14 protein-coding genes are annotated in these 15,584 nt (G+C 67.7%); 3 read left to right on the forward strand and 11 right to left on the reverse strand.

Annotated features, from left to right (window positions below):
* Positions 1–62: 62 nt before the first annotated feature.
* The 8 genes from ACWEPG_RS21950 to ACWEPG_RS21985 all read right to left on the reverse strand — a co-directional run bounded on the left by ACWEPG_RS21950 (position 63) and on the right by ACWEPG_RS21985 (position 8,613).
* Positions 63–1,166, reverse strand: coding sequence for an acyl-CoA dehydrogenase family protein (locus ACWEPG_RS21950; protein WP_452595305.1), 1,104 nt, complete (start codon positions 1,164–1,166; stop codon positions 63–65).
* Between the two features lie 51 nt (positions 1,167–1,217).
* The gene (locus ACWEPG_RS21955) at positions 1,218–2,477 is read right to left on the reverse strand and encodes an acyl-CoA dehydrogenase family protein (protein WP_452595306.1); all 1,260 of its coding nucleotides are present in this window, start codon (positions 2,475–2,477) and stop codon (positions 1,218–1,220) included.
* A 4-nt stretch (positions 2,478–2,481) separates the two neighbouring features.
* On the reverse strand, positions 2,482–4,845 hold the full coding sequence (locus ACWEPG_RS21960) for a CaiB/BaiF CoA transferase family protein (RefSeq protein WP_452595307.1): 2,364 nt from the start codon (positions 4,843–4,845) through the stop codon (positions 2,482–2,484).
* 88 nt (positions 4,846–4,933) lie between these two features.
* Positions 4,934–5,074 carry a hypothetical protein gene (locus ACWEPG_RS21965; RefSeq protein ID WP_450116789.1) on the reverse strand — a complete coding sequence of 47 codons (141 nt, stop codon included), beginning with the start codon at positions 5,072–5,074 and terminating at the stop codon, positions 4,934–4,936.
* 47 nt (positions 5,075–5,121) lie between these two features.
* On the reverse strand, positions 5,122–5,271 hold the full coding sequence (locus ACWEPG_RS21970; RefSeq protein WP_450116788.1) for a hypothetical protein: 150 nt from the start codon (positions 5,269–5,271) through the stop codon (positions 5,122–5,124).
* 156 nt (positions 5,272–5,427) lie between these two features.
* On the reverse strand, positions 5,428–6,168 hold the full coding sequence (gene fabG / locus ACWEPG_RS21975) for a 3-oxoacyl-ACP reductase FabG (protein WP_452595308.1): 741 nt from the start codon (positions 6,166–6,168) through the stop codon (positions 5,428–5,430).
* A gap of 47 nt (positions 6,169–6,215) precedes the next feature.
* Positions 6,216–7,424, reverse strand: a complete 1,209-nt coding sequence (locus ACWEPG_RS21980) for a CaiB/BaiF CoA transferase family protein (RefSeq protein WP_450116786.1) — start codon at positions 7,422–7,424, stop codon at positions 6,216–6,218.
* Between the two features lies 1 nt (position 7,425).
* Entirely contained in the window at positions 7,426–8,613 is a 1,188-nt protein-coding gene (locus ACWEPG_RS21985; RefSeq protein WP_450136413.1) for an acyl-CoA dehydrogenase family protein, read from the reverse strand.
* A 111-nt stretch (positions 8,614–8,724) separates the two neighbouring features.
* Here ACWEPG_RS21985 and ACWEPG_RS21990 point away from each other — a divergent pair, with 111 nt between their 5' ends.
* Positions 8,725–9,939 carry a CoA transferase gene (locus ACWEPG_RS21990; RefSeq protein WP_450116784.1) on the forward strand — a complete coding sequence of 405 codons (1,215 nt, stop codon included), beginning with the start codon at positions 8,725–8,727 and terminating at the stop codon, positions 9,937–9,939.
* 74 nt (positions 9,940–10,013) lie between these two features.
* Here ACWEPG_RS21990 and ACWEPG_RS21995 read toward each other — a convergent pair whose 3' ends face one another.
* Both ACWEPG_RS21995 and ACWEPG_RS22000 read right to left on the reverse strand, forming a co-directional pair.
* A complete protein-coding gene (locus ACWEPG_RS21995; protein ID WP_450116783.1) occupies positions 10,014–11,525 on the reverse strand; it encodes a TRAP transporter large permease in 1,512 nt (503 codons plus the stop codon).
* Positions 11,522–12,124, reverse strand: coding sequence for a TRAP transporter small permease (locus tag ACWEPG_RS22000; RefSeq protein ID WP_450136415.1), 603 nt, complete (start codon positions 12,122–12,124; stop codon positions 11,522–11,524). The genes ACWEPG_RS21995 and ACWEPG_RS22000 overlap by 4 nt, the downstream gene beginning before the upstream one ends.
* Positions 12,125–12,465: 341 nt before the next feature.
* Between ACWEPG_RS22000 and ACWEPG_RS22005 the strand changes: the two genes are divergently transcribed.
* Together ACWEPG_RS22005 and ACWEPG_RS22010 are read left to right on the forward strand one after the other, a co-directional pair.
* Positions 12,466–12,912 carry a Zn-ribbon domain-containing OB-fold protein gene (locus ACWEPG_RS22005; protein ID WP_452595309.1) on the forward strand — a complete coding sequence of 149 codons (447 nt, stop codon included), beginning with the start codon at positions 12,466–12,468 and terminating at the stop codon, positions 12,910–12,912.
* Complete coding sequence (locus ACWEPG_RS22010; protein WP_452595310.1) at positions 12,896–14,083, forward strand: thiolase C-terminal domain-containing protein; 1,188 nt, start codon at positions 12,896–12,898, stop codon at positions 14,081–14,083. The genes ACWEPG_RS22005 and ACWEPG_RS22010 overlap by 17 nt, the downstream gene beginning before the upstream one ends.
* Positions 14,084–14,248: 165 nt before the next feature.
* Here the strand turns inward: ACWEPG_RS22010 and ACWEPG_RS22015 are convergent, their stop codons facing one another.
* Positions 14,249–15,541: an acyl-CoA dehydrogenase family protein gene (locus ACWEPG_RS22015; protein ID WP_452595311.1), complete on the reverse strand. Its 1,293-nt coding sequence runs from the start codon at positions 15,539–15,541 to the stop codon at positions 14,249–14,251.
* Positions 15,542–15,584 lie beyond the last annotated feature (43 nt).

Here is a 15,584-nt window from a genome sequence, read left to right on the forward strand (position 1 = left end):
CGTCGACACGCGGTGCGGCGCACCGTCATCGGCGGCGGACGAGTGGCGCTCGGGCCGGTCGGTCAGATTCCGACCAGGTCCGCGAGCAGTCCGGTGTGGTGAGCGTTGTTGCCGAGAATCGGTTCGATCGCCTTGGCCCGGCGGAAGTACAGGTGCGGGTCCGCCTCCCAGGTGAACCCGATGCCGCCGTGCACCTGGATGTTCTGGGAAGCACAGAACGTCAGGCACTCGGATCCCTGCGCCTTGGCCATCACCGCGACCCGGGGGAACTCGTCATTGTCCTCGTCCGCGCACATCGACGCGTACATGACCGTGGCCTGCGCCGCGTCGATCGAGATGGCCATGTCGGCGCACTTGTGCTTGATCGCCTGGAACGACCCGATCGGCCGGTTGAACTGCACGCGCGCTTTGGCGTACTCGACCGCCATGTCGAGTGCGGCCTCGGCCGCGCCGAGCGCCTCGTTCGCGAGCAAGGTCCGAACGATGTTGGTCACCCGCCCGATGGCGGCCCGGTCGGCCCCCAGGAAGCGGGACGGGGCGGCGGAGAGTTCGACGGTGGCCAGCGGACGCGTCAGGTCCAGGGATGCCTGGCCGTGCACGCTGACGCCGGCGGCGTGCGCGTCGACGACGTACAGGGCCACGTTGTCCTCGCTGGGCACGAGCGCCGGGACCACCAGCAGGTCGGCCACGTGCCCGAACGCGACGTACTCGAGGCGACCGGTGAGCTCGGGTGCGGCCGGGTCACCGGTTGCCCGCACGGTCGCCGAGCCCACCACGGTGTCCCGGGATCCGCTCAGGGCCAGAGCGCCGATCGCGCTGCCGTCGAGAAGGCTCGGCAGGAGCTCGCGCTTCTGCACCTCGCTCCCGAGTCGCAGGACGGCCTCGATGACACCGGTCGTGGCGATCATCGGGACGGGAGTCAGGGCGCGCCCGAGTTCCTGTGCCACGATGGCGGTTTCCAGGAAGCTGAATCCACCGCCTCCGAACTCCTCGGAAACGTGCAGCCCAGGCACTCCCATGTTCGAGGCGAGCAGCTGCCAGGTGTCGGCATCGTGAGTGCCGCGCTCGGCGATCTCGCGGACGCGGGCGATCGGGGCACGTTCGGTCAGGAGCCGGCGCAGCGAGGCGCGGAACTCCTCCTGATCCTCGTCGAATGCGAAGTACACGATGTTCTTCCGTTCTTTCGTTCCGCCGCCACGGCGACGAAAAGCGTTGGGTCAGGCGCTCTTGCGGCGCCCGATCTCCTGGAATGGGCCGCCGTCCAGGCGAGGCTCCTTCGGCAGTCCCAGCAGTTGCTCGCCGATGATGTTGCGCTGGATCTGCGAGCTGCCGCCGTAGATCGTGGCGGCGCGGGCGTACAGCGCGATCTCCGTCCAGCAGCGGGAAGAGTTGTCGGCGCCGGGATTCGGGGTCACCAGCATGCCGTCGTTGCCACCGCCGGTCGGAGTGAGCGCCTCCAGGCCGAGGATGTCCATGCCGACCTCGGTGAGGCGCTGGAAGAACTCGCTCCAGATCACCTTCGAGAACGAGCCGTCGACGCCGTACGACCCGCCGTTGAGCAGCTTGGTCAGTGCACGGTACCCGCGGAATCGCATCGTCTGCACGCGCGACCAGCACCAGGCCAGTTCGCCGCGGATGCGCGGATCCGCCGTCAGCCCACGCTCACGGGCCAGTTCGATCAACCGCTCCACCTCGCGGCCGAAGCGGACGGCGTCGGTGGTGGCCCGGACGCCGCGCTCGAAACCGAGCAGCGTGTTGGCGGTGTTCCAGCCGCCGTTCACGCCGCCGAGGACGTGGGACTTCGGAGTGCGCGCGTCGGTGAAGAACACTTCGCTGAACGCGACGTAGCCGGCCGCGTTGAGGATCGGCCGCACCTCGACACCGGGCTGGTCCATCGGGACCAGCAGGAAGGACAGTCCCTTGTGCTTCGCCACCGTCGGATCCGTTCGCGCGATCACGAAGATCCAGTTGGCCTTGTGCCCCTGCGACGTCCACGTCTTCTGGCCGTTGATGACCCACTCGTCGCCGTCGAGGACGGCACGGGTTCGCATGCCGGCGAGGTCGGAGCCGGCCTCGGGCTCCGAGTAGCCCTGGCACCACACGTGCTCACCGGAGAGCACCCGGGGCAGGAAGTACTCCTTCTGCTCGTCGGTGCCGAGGACCGCGACGGTGTTGCCGAGCAACTTGATGCCGAGGGTGTCGTTCTCGGTGCCGTCCGGCACCCCGAGCCGCATGAGCTCCTCGTTGAGCACCACCTGCTCGATGCTCGACAGTCCGCCGCCGCCGAACTCCTTCGGCCATGACACGGCGAGCAGGTCGTTGTCGGAGAGCACCTTTCGCCAGCTCGTCAGGAACGCGTCCTGTTCGGTCTCGGGGAGGGCACCGATGCCGCGCCAGCCCTCGGGCAGCTTCGATTCGAGCAGCGCGCGAATCTCGGCGCGATACGCCTCCGCTTCTGCGGGATACGTGATGTCCATGGTTCTACGATTCCTTTGCTGCGACCGTGGGCAGCTTGCACACGGTCGCCATCAGTGCGGCGACCTCGTCGGTGCTGTAGCCCAGTCCCTCGAGGATCTCGGCCGAGTGCTGACCGAGCCGAGGACTGCCACCCTTGAAGCTCCCCGGGGTGTCGGACAGATGGATCACCATGCCGACCTCGCGCGACCAGCCGTACTCGGGATGGTGGTGTTCGACGACGCGCTGCGACTCGAGCGCCCACTCCTCCCACAGCAGTTCCGGCATGATCGGGTAGTCGAGCGGGATCTCCGCCGGGACACGGTTGTCGTCGAGCAGTTTGAATGCGTCGGAGCTGTCGAGTTCGGCGAATCGGGCCGCGAGGAGACCGGCGAGCGCATCGGCGTTCGCCGTCCGTCCCGCGGTGGTCACGAAGCGGCTGTCGGCCGCGAGATCGGTCAGGCCGAGGGCCGAGACCAGGCGCCCGAAGGCCGCGTCGCCGAACACCGCGATGGCGATCCAGCCGTCGGACGTGCAGTACAGGCGGTAGAGGGGCGAGAGCCCCATCTGCTCCGAGTCGAGCTGGTGTGCGGGCACCGCGGTGCCGTCGAGCGTGGCCGAGTGCTCGCTGATCACGAACAGGCTCGAATGCAGCTGCGGGCTCTCGACGTACTGTGCCGTACCGGTGTTCAGTCGGTGGTGCAGCGCCAGCAGGACGGTGACGGCGCCGAGGAATCCGTTGTAGAGGTCCTCGTTGCCGATGACACGACGGATGGGGGCGTTGCCCTTGCCTGCCCCCTCGAAGTTCAGGCCGACCAGTCCCGACACCAGCGGAGCGAACGACTTGAGCGTCGACTTCGGCCCGGCGGAGCCGAACCCCGGCAGGTAGGCGTAGATCAGGTCCGGGTTGATGGCCTTGAGCTGCTCGTAACCGAGGCCGATCTTCTCGGCCTTGCCGGGGCGGTAGTTCTGCATCACGACGTCGGCCTCCGCGACCAGCCGGTGCGCGATCTCCTGGCCTTCGGGGGTCCGCATGTCGAGCGCGATGTTCCGCTTGCCTCGGTTGGCGCCCTCGAACAGGTCGCCGAGGGGCCGCATCTGGTCGCCGACGAGCGGCTCCACCTTCACCACGTCCGCACCGAGGTCGGACAGCAGCCGGGCACCGAAACCCGTTGCGAAGTAGGAACTGAAGTCGACGATCTTCACTCCCTGCAACGGAGCCGTCACCGATCCACCGGGGGCGGCCGGCGCCCACACCGCGGAGCGGGCCACCTCGCCGATCCGCTCGTTGTGTTCACCGATGCGGGGAGCCGGCGCGGGGGTCGCGGGTGACGACTTCTCGAAACGGATCACCGGACCGACCTGGCGGAGGGTGCCGTGATCGGCGTCCGGGAGTTCGATGGCGACCTCGGCGAACTTCACCTGATCGTCCTCGAACGTCTCCTCGGGATGCAGCACCGGCAGCGCGGCGATGTCCGCGGCGTGGAACAGCTCCAGCCATTCGTCGCGGGGCCGGGACCGGAAGGCCTCGGGGACCTTGTTCCGGGCGATGTCGAGTTCGACCTCGTCGAGCGGCACCGCCATCTCGGGGCCGTCGATCGTCTGGGTCTGCTCACCGAAGCCGAGGATGTCCATCATCCGCTTGTACGAGCCGGGGCCGCCGGTGTGCGGAATCAGCCACTTGCCGTCCGCGCACTGGAAGGGATCGGTGATCAGTCGTTTGTTGCCGAATCCGGTCTGGGTGCCGCTGCGCGCCAGGTAGGAGATGTCCTTCTCGTTCCACCACCAGTTCATCGACGAGATCGCCAGCATGCCGTCGAGCAGGGAGGTGTCGACCTTCTGCCCGGCCCCGTTGATCTTCCGCGCCCGCAGGGCGGCAAGGATTCCGATCGTGGTGATGAACGCGGTGCCGTACGAGACGGTCGGGTGCCCCATGAAGATCGGGCCGTCGCGGTGGCCACGCTGCTCGGCCATCTGGCCGAGCCGGGCGTTGAGCAGTGCCTCGTAGCCGGGGCGGGACGCGAGCGGGCCCGTGTTGCCGTATCCGGTGACCGAGCAGTACACCAACTCGGGGAACATCTCGTGCAGCCGGTCGTAGCCGAGCCCGAGGGCGTCCGCCTTGCCGGCGCCGAAGGATTCGACGAAGACGTCCGCACCGGCGAGGAGTTGCTCGGCGATCGCACGACCCTCGGCGGTGCCCAGATCGGCCTCGACACTCCACTTTCCGCGGTCGGTGGACTTACGCACCGCCGTGTCCGCGTCGATCGCGCCACCGGGACGTTCGAGCTTGACGACGCGGGCGCCGTAGTCGGCCAGCATCATCGTCGAGATGGCTGCCGGCATACCCCAGCTCGCATCGATCACGACGAGTCCGTCGAGTGAACCAGCCATCTGAGCACTCCTTCTGTTACGCGACGGCCACAGCGACCGTCACGTGTCGGACGGCATTGCGGCACATAGATTTTGGTTGATGCCCTACTCAGTCGGACGACGGCAGGGGCTTGGCGGTGAGCAGTTCCATCGGCGCTCCGTGGCAGGTGAAGGTGCCCGCACCCTTCTTGACGCAGATGACCTGGGTCTCACACGTTGCGCACGTGTAGCGCTTGCCGATCTCGTTCATGTGGATTCTCCTCGATGTGGTGACAGACCAGGGCCGACCGTGGGCGGTCAGCTGCCGGCGAAGGTGACCTCGAGGGCCGCGCCGCAGCAGGTCAGCGCGGAGCCGCCTGCCGTCGTGACGATCGCTTCGGAACCGCACTCGTTGCAGCGCAGCCGGCTTCCGTTGGTGGCCTCCGTGCCGGGGGTGGTGTCGGACATGTCCGCTCCTTTGCCGTTGGGTGCACCGGGCCGACCAGGTGTGGTCCACCTCTCACGTCCGGCGCGAACGTTACCTAGTTCACTATAATGATAGTCATGGATTGAGGCAAGGGGTCCGACCGGTGTGGACGACGCCGCCTCGGGACACTGCGACCGTCACATGAGACGGCCGCCGGTCACCTCGAGCACGGTGCCCGTCATGTAACTCGACATGTCGCTGGCCAGGAACAACACCACCGAGGCGATCTCGCTGGGCTCACCCGCGCGGCCGAGCGGGATCTCCGCCATCTTCTGTTCCCAGATGCGTTCGGGCATGGCCTCGGTCATCGGAGTCCGGACCAGGCCGGGCTGCACCGCGTTGACACGGACGTTCTTGAACGCGACCTCTTTCGCGGCGGCCTTCGTCAGACCCACGATGCCGGCCTTGGCGGCCGAGTAGTTCGTCTGCCCGACCAGCCCGACCTTTCCGGACAGCGAGGAGATGTTGACGATCGCGCCCGCGCCGTACTCGCGCATCCGGTTCGAGGCCGCCCGGGTGCCGTTCCAGGCACCCTTGAGATGGACCGCGATGATGTCGTCGAAGTCCTGCTCGGTCATCTTGCGCATGGTCGCGTCCCGCGTCATGCCCGCGTTGTTGACGAACACCCCGAGCGGCCCGAAGGCGCTCTCGGCTGTGTCGATCACGGCCTCCACCGCAGCGCCGTCACGGACATCGCATCGGACGAAGCGCGCCACCTCGGCGCCGCCGAGCTCGGCCTCCGCCTTCGCGCCCGCCTCGTCGTTGATGTCGGCGATGACGACCTTCGCGCCCTCGGCGATGAAGGTCCGCGCGATCTCCAGACCGATACCCTGCGCGGCCCCCGTGACGACGGCGACCTTTCCTTCCAACAAGCCCATTACCCGCTCCACATTCGTGTCTGTCCGACCCGGCGACCGGGTCCGAACTACTGGACGATTCCGGCGGTCCGCAGTGCGGCCACCTGCTCGGTGCTCAGCCCGAGTTCGGCGAGCACGAGGTCGGTCTGCTCCCCCAGCGCCGGGACCGCGCCCATGCGCATCTCGACGTCCCGGAAGGTCATCGGTGGCAGCACGGCCCGGATCGGACCGGCCTCGGTCTGCACGTCACGCCAGCGATCGCGCGCCTCGAGCTGCGGGTGCGCGATCAGGTCCTTCATGTCGCCGAGCTGCGCCGCCGGGATGCCGGCCTTGGCGAGTCGGTCGTCGAGTTCCCCGGTACCGAATGCGGAGGTCAGCTCGCCGACGAGCGCGTCCACCTCGGCGCGGTTCTGCACGCGCAGGATGTTCGTTGCGAATCGCGGATGGTCCGCGAGATCCGGGCGCTCGAACACGTCCGTGACGAGAGTGCGCCAGCCCCGGTCGTTCTGGACGCCGATGAGAATCTGTCCGTCCCGGGTCGGGTACGCGTCGTAGGGCGCGATGGACGCGTGCGAGAGCCCCATCCGCCTGATCTGCACGTCCTGGTACATCTGCATGTACATCGGGTGGCCGAGCCATTCGACGGTCGCGTCGAACATCGCCACGTCGATGGTGGCGCCCTTGCCGGTCCGTTCCCGGCGGAACAGTGCCGCCTGGATCGCGGTGAGCGCGTACATCCCGGCCGCGATGTCGGACGTGGGAATCCCGGTCTTGGTCGCGGTCTCCGGCGTGCCCGTGATGGAGATCAGTCCGGTCTCGGCCTGGACCAGCATGTCGTAGGCCTTGCGGTCGACGAACGGGCCGGACGTGCCGTACCCGGACATGTTGACCACGATCAGTTCCGGGTGGTCCGCGCGCAGGTCCTCGGCACCGAGCCCGAGCCGGTCGGCGGCGCCGGGCGCGGAGTTCTGGATGAACACGTCGGCCTCTGCCACCAGGGCCTTGACTGCGGCGAGACCCTCCGGGGCCTTGAGGTCGACGCAGATCGACTCCTTGCCGCGGTTGAGCCACACGAAGTGCGACGCGAGGCCGTGCACGGCCGTGTCGTAGTTCCGGGCGAAGTCGCCCTCGCCGATGCGTTCGACCTTGATCACCCGGGCGCCGAGATCGGCGAGGTGCCGGCTGGCGATCGGGGCCGCGACGGCCTGTTCGAGGCTGACGACCGTGATGCCCGCGAGCGGGAGGTCGGTGTCGACGGTGACTGCGTCGGGATCCATCTCAGCGCCCCCCGCCCGCAGCGGCCTTCTTGGCGGCGTTCACCAGGCCGCCACCGATGATCAGGCGCTGGATCTCGCTGGTGCCCTCGTACAGGCGCAGCAGCCGCACGTCGCGGTAGATCCGCTCGACGGGCACCTCCCGCATGTAACCGGTACCGCCGTGGATCTGGACGCCGAGATCGGCTGCCCGACCCGCCATCTCGGTGCAGTAGAGCTTCACGGCGGACGGCCCGATCCGTCGGTCCTCACCCGAGACGTAGCGTTCGGCGACCTCACGCACCATTGCGCGCCCGGCCATGACGCCGGCCGCGATGTCGGCGATCATCGCCTGCACGAGTTGGAAGTCGCCGATCGGCGTGCCGCCCTGGGTTGCGGTGGCGGCGTACGCCACCGACTCGTCCAGCACCCGCTGCGCCGTACCCACCGCGAGCGCCGCGATGTGGACGCGTCCGCGGGCCAGCGAGGTCATCGCGGCGCGGTATCCGACGTCCTCGTTGCCGCCGACCAGCGCTCCGTGCGGAACCCGGACGTCGGAGAAGTGCACGTCGGCCGTCCATGCGCCCTCCTGCCCCATCTTCCGGTCCTTGGGCGAGACCACGACACCCGGCGTGTCGGCGGGCACGAGGAAGACGGCGATTCCGGTGCCGTTCTCGTCGGCGGGCCGGGTGCGGGCGAACACCACGAACAGATCGGCCAGTGGCGCGTTGGTGATGAACCGCTTCTCGCCGTTGATGATCCAGTCGTCGCCCTCCCGGACCGCCTTGGTCCGCAGCCCGGCCGGGTTGGATCCTGCGCCGGGCTCGGTCAGGGCGAACGAGGCGACGATGTCACCGGAGGCGATGCCCTCGAGCCACTGCGCCTTCTGCTCGTCGGTGCCGAAGCCCACGAGCACCTGCCCCGCGATGCCGTTGTTGGTGCCGAACATCGACCGCAGGGACAGGGCCGTGTAGCCGAATTCCATTGCCAGCTGGACATCCTGGGTCAGGTCCAGCCCGAGACCACCCCATTCCTGCGGGATCGCGTAGCCGAACAGCCCCATCGCCGCCGCGTTCTTGCGGACGTCGTCGGGAATGCTGTCGGTGTCTGCGATCTCCTGCTCACGCGGCACGACTTCCTTGCGAATGAACTCGCGGGTCTGCGCCAGGATGTCAGCGAAATCTTCCGGACCTACTGCCGAAACGGATGCCATGGTGGAAGTATTGCGTCCAAGAATCCTGCGTGTCAATACTATGGTGTGAATTATTATCATTGTTTCTGAAATGCCTGATCAGAAGCCATTCAGACCGGAGGATCCACCACAATGACCACACCGACCACCCGGCCCCTCGACGGCCTCCGGATCATCGAGATCTCGAGCTTCGTCGCCTCCCCACTGTGCGGCCTCACGCTGTGCCAACTGGGCGCCGAGGTCATCCGAATCGATCCGATCGGGGGCGCCGCGGACGTCGACCGCTGGCCGCTCACCGCCGAGGGCGAGTCCATCTACTGGACCGGACTCAACCGGGGCAAGAGATCCCTGGCGCTGGACCTGCGCAGCCCCGAGGGCCAGGACATCGTCCGACGCCTCGTGACCGCACCCGGCACCGGCGGCGGGATCCTGGTGACCAATGCCGGCGGTCGACGCTGGATGAGTCACGAGACCCTGTCCGCGCTGCGCCCGGACGTCATCACCCTCGAACTGCTCGGCCGCCACGACGGCCGCCCCGGCGTGGACTACACCGTCAACGCCGCGCTGGGATTCCCCCAGATCACCGGACCCGTGAATCACGCAGGCGCGGTGAACCACGCACTGCCCGCATGGGACGTCGCGGCCGGGCTGCACGCGGCCCTCGCCGTCGCGGCAGCCGTCCACCGGCGCGAGGCCACCGGGGAGGGCTCCCGGATCGTGCTCCCCCTCGAGGACGTTGCCCTCGCGACCGCGGGCGCTCTGGGGTACCTCACCGAGGTGCAGGTCAACGGCACCGGCCGGACCGGCACCGGCAACGACGTGTACGGCACGTACGGCACGGATTTCGTCACCGCCGACAACGAGCGGTTCATGATCGTCGCGCTGACGCCCCGCCACTTCCGGGACCTGGTCGCGGTCACCGGGACCGAGAAGCCCGTCGCGGCACTCGAATCCGCACTCGGGGCAGACTTCGGCCGCGAGAGCGACCGATACGAGCATCGAGAGGTCCTCACCGCGCTGTTCGCCAAGTGGTTCCGGTCGCATCACGCCGACGAGGTCGGGCGGGCACTGGGCGCGTCTTCGGTCCTGCACGAGCGGTACCGCACCTTCGAGCAGGTGGTCCGGTCCGGATCACTCGAGAGCAACCCACTCTTCGCCCCGCTGGCACAGCCACGCATCGGCGACTACCTCGCCGCCGCGATGCCCGCGTCCTTCGACGGCACCCACCTGCACACCGGCCCGGCCGCCCGACTGGGCGAGGACGGCCCGGACATCCTGCGCGAGGTCCTGTCCCTCGACGAGGGCGAGGTCGCTGCTCTCACGAACGCGGGCGTGCTCGCGGTGTAGCCGGCCTGCCCAACCAACGACGTTCGGCCGGAAGGGAACACCCTTCCGGCCGAACGTTTCCGTGGACCCGTCGACTAGCCGCCCGACCGGTCGGGCAGGAAGGTCGAGATCTCCGGGAAGAAGATCAGCACCAGGACCACCACGAGCGCCATCGGCAGGAACCACAGCGACGCGACGAACACGTCCTTGAGCGGAATGTTCTTACCCAGGTTGACCTGGGGGTCCTTCGCGATCGAATGGATGACCATCGCCAGGATTCCGACCGGCGGCGACAGGATCGCAAGCTCACCCATGAAGACGGTGAAGGCGCCGAACCACAGCAGCGAGATGTCGAGCGACTCGAGCGTGGGGATCAGGATCGGGACGGTCAGCACCATCATCGGCAGCGGTTCCATGAACGCGCCGAGGAGCAGGTAAATCAGCGTCATCAGCAGCAGGAACTCGACACGGCCGAGATCCATCTTGGTGATCACGTCGGCGAACCCGTTGCTGATGCCCGTCAGGGTCATCATCCGGGACAGCGCCTCCACACCGATGAGCAGCAGGAACACCGCGCCCACCGTGGAGACGGTGCCGATGGCGCCGTCCGTGATCGCGCGCAGCGCACCACCGGTCTTGCGCTTCCAGATGAACACCACGCCCACCGAGCACAGCGCCGCGACCGCACCGGCCTCCGTCGCGGTGAAGACCCCGGAGAACATGCCGCCGATGATGACGAAGATCAGCACCGGAACCGGCCACGCCGCAACAAGGCTCGCGAAGCGTTCCTTCCAGGACACCTGGGCGGCGGCGACGCGATTCTCCTTCGGGCCGGCCAGATCCTTGCCGAAGATCGCGAACAGGATGATCGCGACGCTGAACAGGATGGCCACAAGGACACCGGGGCCGATGCCGGCGAGGAGCTGCTTGCCGACCGGGACCTCGGCGATGCCCGCGTACAGCACGAGCAGGATGCTCGGCGGAATCAGCTGGCCGGGAAGCCCGGCGACGATGACCGCGCCGATCGCGAGGCGGCGGTCGTAACCGGCCTTGAGCATCTCGGGGATGCCGATGCGCCCGAGGGCATAGGCGGTGCCGGTGGTCGAACCGCTGACCGCGGCGAGGCCGGCGCCGGCGACGTTGGTGCCGACCGCGAGACCACCGGGCATCCAGCCGAGCCAGTGCCGGGCCGCCGTGTAGAGGTTGGCGGTCAGGCCCGACTTCCACATCAGCAGGCCCATCAGGACGAACATCGGCACGACACTGAGGGTCCAGCTGGCGACCTGGTCGTAGGGCAGCGACGACAACGCCGTCACGACGGTCTTCTCACCACGGATCGCATAGAGGCCCGCGAAGGACGGGATGATCATCGTCAGCGCAACCGGCACCCGCAGGAACAGCAGCACCAGCATCATCACCAGTGCTGCGCACCCGATGGCTCCGGGCTTGAGCGGCATGAAGATCGCCGCCGTCGATGCGACGAGCAGCACGACGAGGGTGCCGAAGACCGCCCACGAGCGAACGGTGTGCTTGTTGCTCGGACCGACTGGTGGTGGCTCGATCGGACGGGGGTCCGCATTCTCTGCGGGAGCGGCAGCGGTGGTCATTTCTTCTCCGAATCCGATGTGGTGAGGGCCGGGGCCTCGAGCGCGCGCTCGGCCTCGATCTCGGCGTTGATGCGTTCGACCTCGGCGTCGGTCGCGTCCTCGTCCTCGTAGCCGCGCAGGGCGCGCACGGCGGCGTAGCCGATCTGGACGGTGAGCACACCGAAGGACAGCGGCACGAGGAACTGAACCGGCCACGAGACGACCGTCGACACGCCGGCCGTCTTGCCGATCTCGCGAGCGTGCAACGCATCTTCGAGTCCGTACCAAGCGAATCCGAGCATCACGACGGCGGTCAGGACGTAGCCGACGAAAAGCACCCACCGCCGGACACGGAGCGGGAAGTAGTGGGTCACCAGGTCCGCGACGATGTGCTCGCCCCGGGCCTGCGCGGCCATGAATCCGAGCAGCGCGATGATCGGCAGGTAGATGTACTGGGTGATCTCCAGTGTGTTCTGGATCGGACTCGAGGCGAACGCCCGCAGCAAGGCGTTGGCGGTCACGTGAAGCATCATGACGAACAGCACGATGACGGCCGGGACCTCGATGAAGAGCAGCAGCCGGTTGGGCCGCGTACTCGAAGCGCTCGATGATGCGCTCATGTGAACTCCGCAGGATTGAGGGGATGGGACGCGGTGACACTCGGCGGGGAATCGGGCTCGCGGGCCGACTGCCAGGGGCGGGTTTCGCTGTGCGGCACGGCGATCTCGCACCACCTTCCGTCGTGATCCACGTCACCGTCGATGCGGATATCATTCGCCTGAATTAGATCCAAAGTCAAGCTTTCATGCGAATGATTTGCATTGAACTCGCACGGACCGCATGTCCCGGCCTTCGCCGTGGGCAACTTGACGAAACAGAGACCGGCGTCACAGAATGCCTAATAGATGAATACCATTATCTACATTTGCGGACAACCCGCACGCACCCCCGAGGAGGTCGGATGAGTCGACCGATTCCGCCGCTCAAGCCCCTGCCCCTCGCCGACGAAACCTCGGCACCGTACTGGGCCGCGGCCGGTGAGCACCGGCTGTCACTGCAGTTCTGCGGTGCGTGCGACCGTTTCGTGCACCTGCCGGCCACGTTCTGCCCGCGGTGCACCGGGGACGACCTGACCTGGCGCGACGTCTCCGGCCGCGCGACGCTGTACTCGTACACGGTGATGCACGACTCGCCCGGTCCCGGCTTCGCCGACTCGCTCCCCTATGTCGTGGGCGTCGCGGAAATCGACGAGCAGCCCGGTCTCCTGGTCACGACCAACCTGCTCGACGTCTCCCCCACCGAGCTACGCATCGGCATGCCACTGGAAGTGGCGTTCGAGGAGCTCGCGGCGGACACCGTCGTACCCCACTTCCGCACGAGGAGGGATGACCATGTGGGACTTTCGTGACAAGGTGGCGATCGCCGGGATCGGCTACACCGAACTGGTCCGGCGCAATCCGCGGTCGCTGGCCGACCTGACCGTCGAGGCGACCGACCTGGCCCTGGCCGACGCCGGCCTCGGCCGCAGCGACATCGACGGCCTCGCCACCACGCCGACCATGCCGGTGTACGGCGGCGAGAAGGGCAACCAGGACGGCGTCGACGTCGTGACTCCGGGATTCCTGGCGCAGGCGCTGGGCATTCGCGACGCGATCACCTGGCTGGGCAACACCACCCCGATGGTCACGCACGCCGCGATCGACGCGATCAACGCGCTCGTCGCCGGCGCGTGCACCCATGTCGTTCTCTACCGCGCTCTCCACATGCCCGTGGGCCGCTACTCGAACTACACGGCCACGCACGCCGCGGGCAAGGACCAGTTCTTCGCGCCGTACGGGTTCTCCATGCCTGCCGGATGGGCGGCGACGGTGGCGCGACGGTATCTGGACCTGTCCGGCGCGACCCGGGAATCGCTGGCCAACTTCATCGTCGACAACCGGGAGAACGCACACCGCAACCCGAACGCCTTCTTCCGGGGCAAGACGCTGACCAAGGACGAGTACCTGGCATCGCGGATGATCGCGGACCCGATCACGATGCTGGACTGCGACCTTCCGGTCGACGGGGCGGTCGCGATCGTCCTCACCCGCACCGAACGGGCGCGGGAGCTGCGGAACCCTCCGGCACTGATCACCGGGTACGCAGCGAGCAACCACGTCGGCGCCACCGGCGTGCCGATGGCGTTGGAGGACATCCTCGACGGGTCCGCGCGCACCGGTGAACGTCTCTGGGCCGCAGCCGGAATCGATCGCACGGAGATCGACGTGGCACAGCTCTACGACGGCTTCTCGATCTTCACCTACACGTGGCTCGAGGGCCTCGGATTCGTCAACCGTGGTGAGGCCGCCGGTTTCATCGACGACGGGCACGCCCGGCTCGGCGGATCACTGCCGATCAACACCGGCGGTGGTTGCCTCGCCGAGGGCCGCCTGCACGGCATGACCCAGCTGACCGAGGCCGCCTACCAGGTGACCGACCGCGCGGGCGACCGCCAGGTGCCCGGTGCGTCCCGCTCCGTGGTCACGGTGTCCAACGGGCTCGCAGGCTCCACCGCGTTCGTCGTCAGCCGCGACCGCTGACTCCCAAGTACCCCACCCCCACCCCACCCCCCACCCTCCATTGACCGAATGTGGGATCCGGTCAGTTGAAGTGAACGAATCCCACATTCGGTCAGGGGGTGGCGGGGGCGAGTGGCAGACGAGAAGGGCCCCGGAGCATCGCTCCGGGGCTCTTCTCGTGCGTGCCTAGCCGTCCAGGGCGCTCAGCTCGGCCGCGAACTTGGCGCGGGCCTGATCCTCGAGAGCGGGCAGGTGGTAGCTCGGGAACAGCCCCTCGTGCGGGGTCGCGTCGCGCAGCAGCTGACGGGCGAGGCTGACCTTGTGGATCTCGGTCGCGCCGTCGGCGAGGCCCATGTGGTAGGACTCGAACAGCCACTTGCCCAGGGGCAGTTCCTTGGACACACCGAGCGAACCGTGCAGCTGCACCGCCCGCGAGGACACGTCGAGGAGCACCTTCGGCATCGCAGCCTTGACCGCCGCGATGTCCTTGATGACCTTGCGGTAGTCGTTCTCCTGGTCGATCCGCCACGCGGTGCGCAGCACCAGCAGCCGGAACTGCTCGAGCTGGAGCCACGAGTCGGCGATCATCTCCTGCACCATCTGCTGATCACCGAGACGCTTGCCGCGCGTCGTGCGGGAGACGGCGCGCTCGAGCATCATGTCGAGCGAACGCTTGACCAGGCCGACCGTACGCATCGCGTGGTGGATGCGGCCGCCACCGAGACGGGTCTGCGCCACCTCGAAGCCCTGCCCGACCCCGCCCAGGATGTGGTCCTTGGGGATCCGTACGTCGGTCCAGCGGGTGTAGGCGTGGGTGCCGACCTCGTAGTCGTGGCCCCACACCCCGGTGTTGCGCACGATCTCGACACCCGGGGTCTCGGCCGGGACGATGAACTGCGAGAGGCGCCGGTGCGGCTCCGCCTCCGGGTCGGTCACGGCCATGATGATGTAGAACGATGCGAAGCGGGCGTTCGACCCGAACCACTTCTCGCCGTTGATCACCCACTCGTCACCGTCGAGGACCGCGGTGGTCTCGAACTCGACCGGGTTGGACCCGCCCTGCGGCTCCGTCATCGCGTAGCAGGAGACGATCTCGTTCTCGATCAGCGGCTTGAGGTACCGCTCCTTGAGTTCCGGGGTGCCGTAATGGGCGAGGATCTCGGTGTTGCCCGAGTCCGGCGCCTGGGCGCCGAAGACGATCGGACCGGAGTGGGTACGGCCGACGATCTCGTTGAGCAGGGCGAGCTTCAGCTGGCCGTAGCCCTGCCCGCCCAGTTCGGGACCGAGGTGCGTGGCCCACAGGCCCTTCTCCCGAACCTTGTCCTGCAGCGGCGGGATCAGCTTCTGCCGCAGCGGATCCTTCAGGTCCCACGCGTGGGTGATGACCTGGTCGATCGGCTCGACCTCGGTGGTGACGAACTCGTCGGCCCAGTCGAGCACCTTCTGGTACTCGGGGTCGGTGTCGAATCCCCAGCTCATGTCCTGGTTCCTTTCGTGAGAGTGAGCCGTGAGTCCTTGGCGT

This window comes from Rhodococcus sp. NPDC004095 (assembly GCF_053604015.1).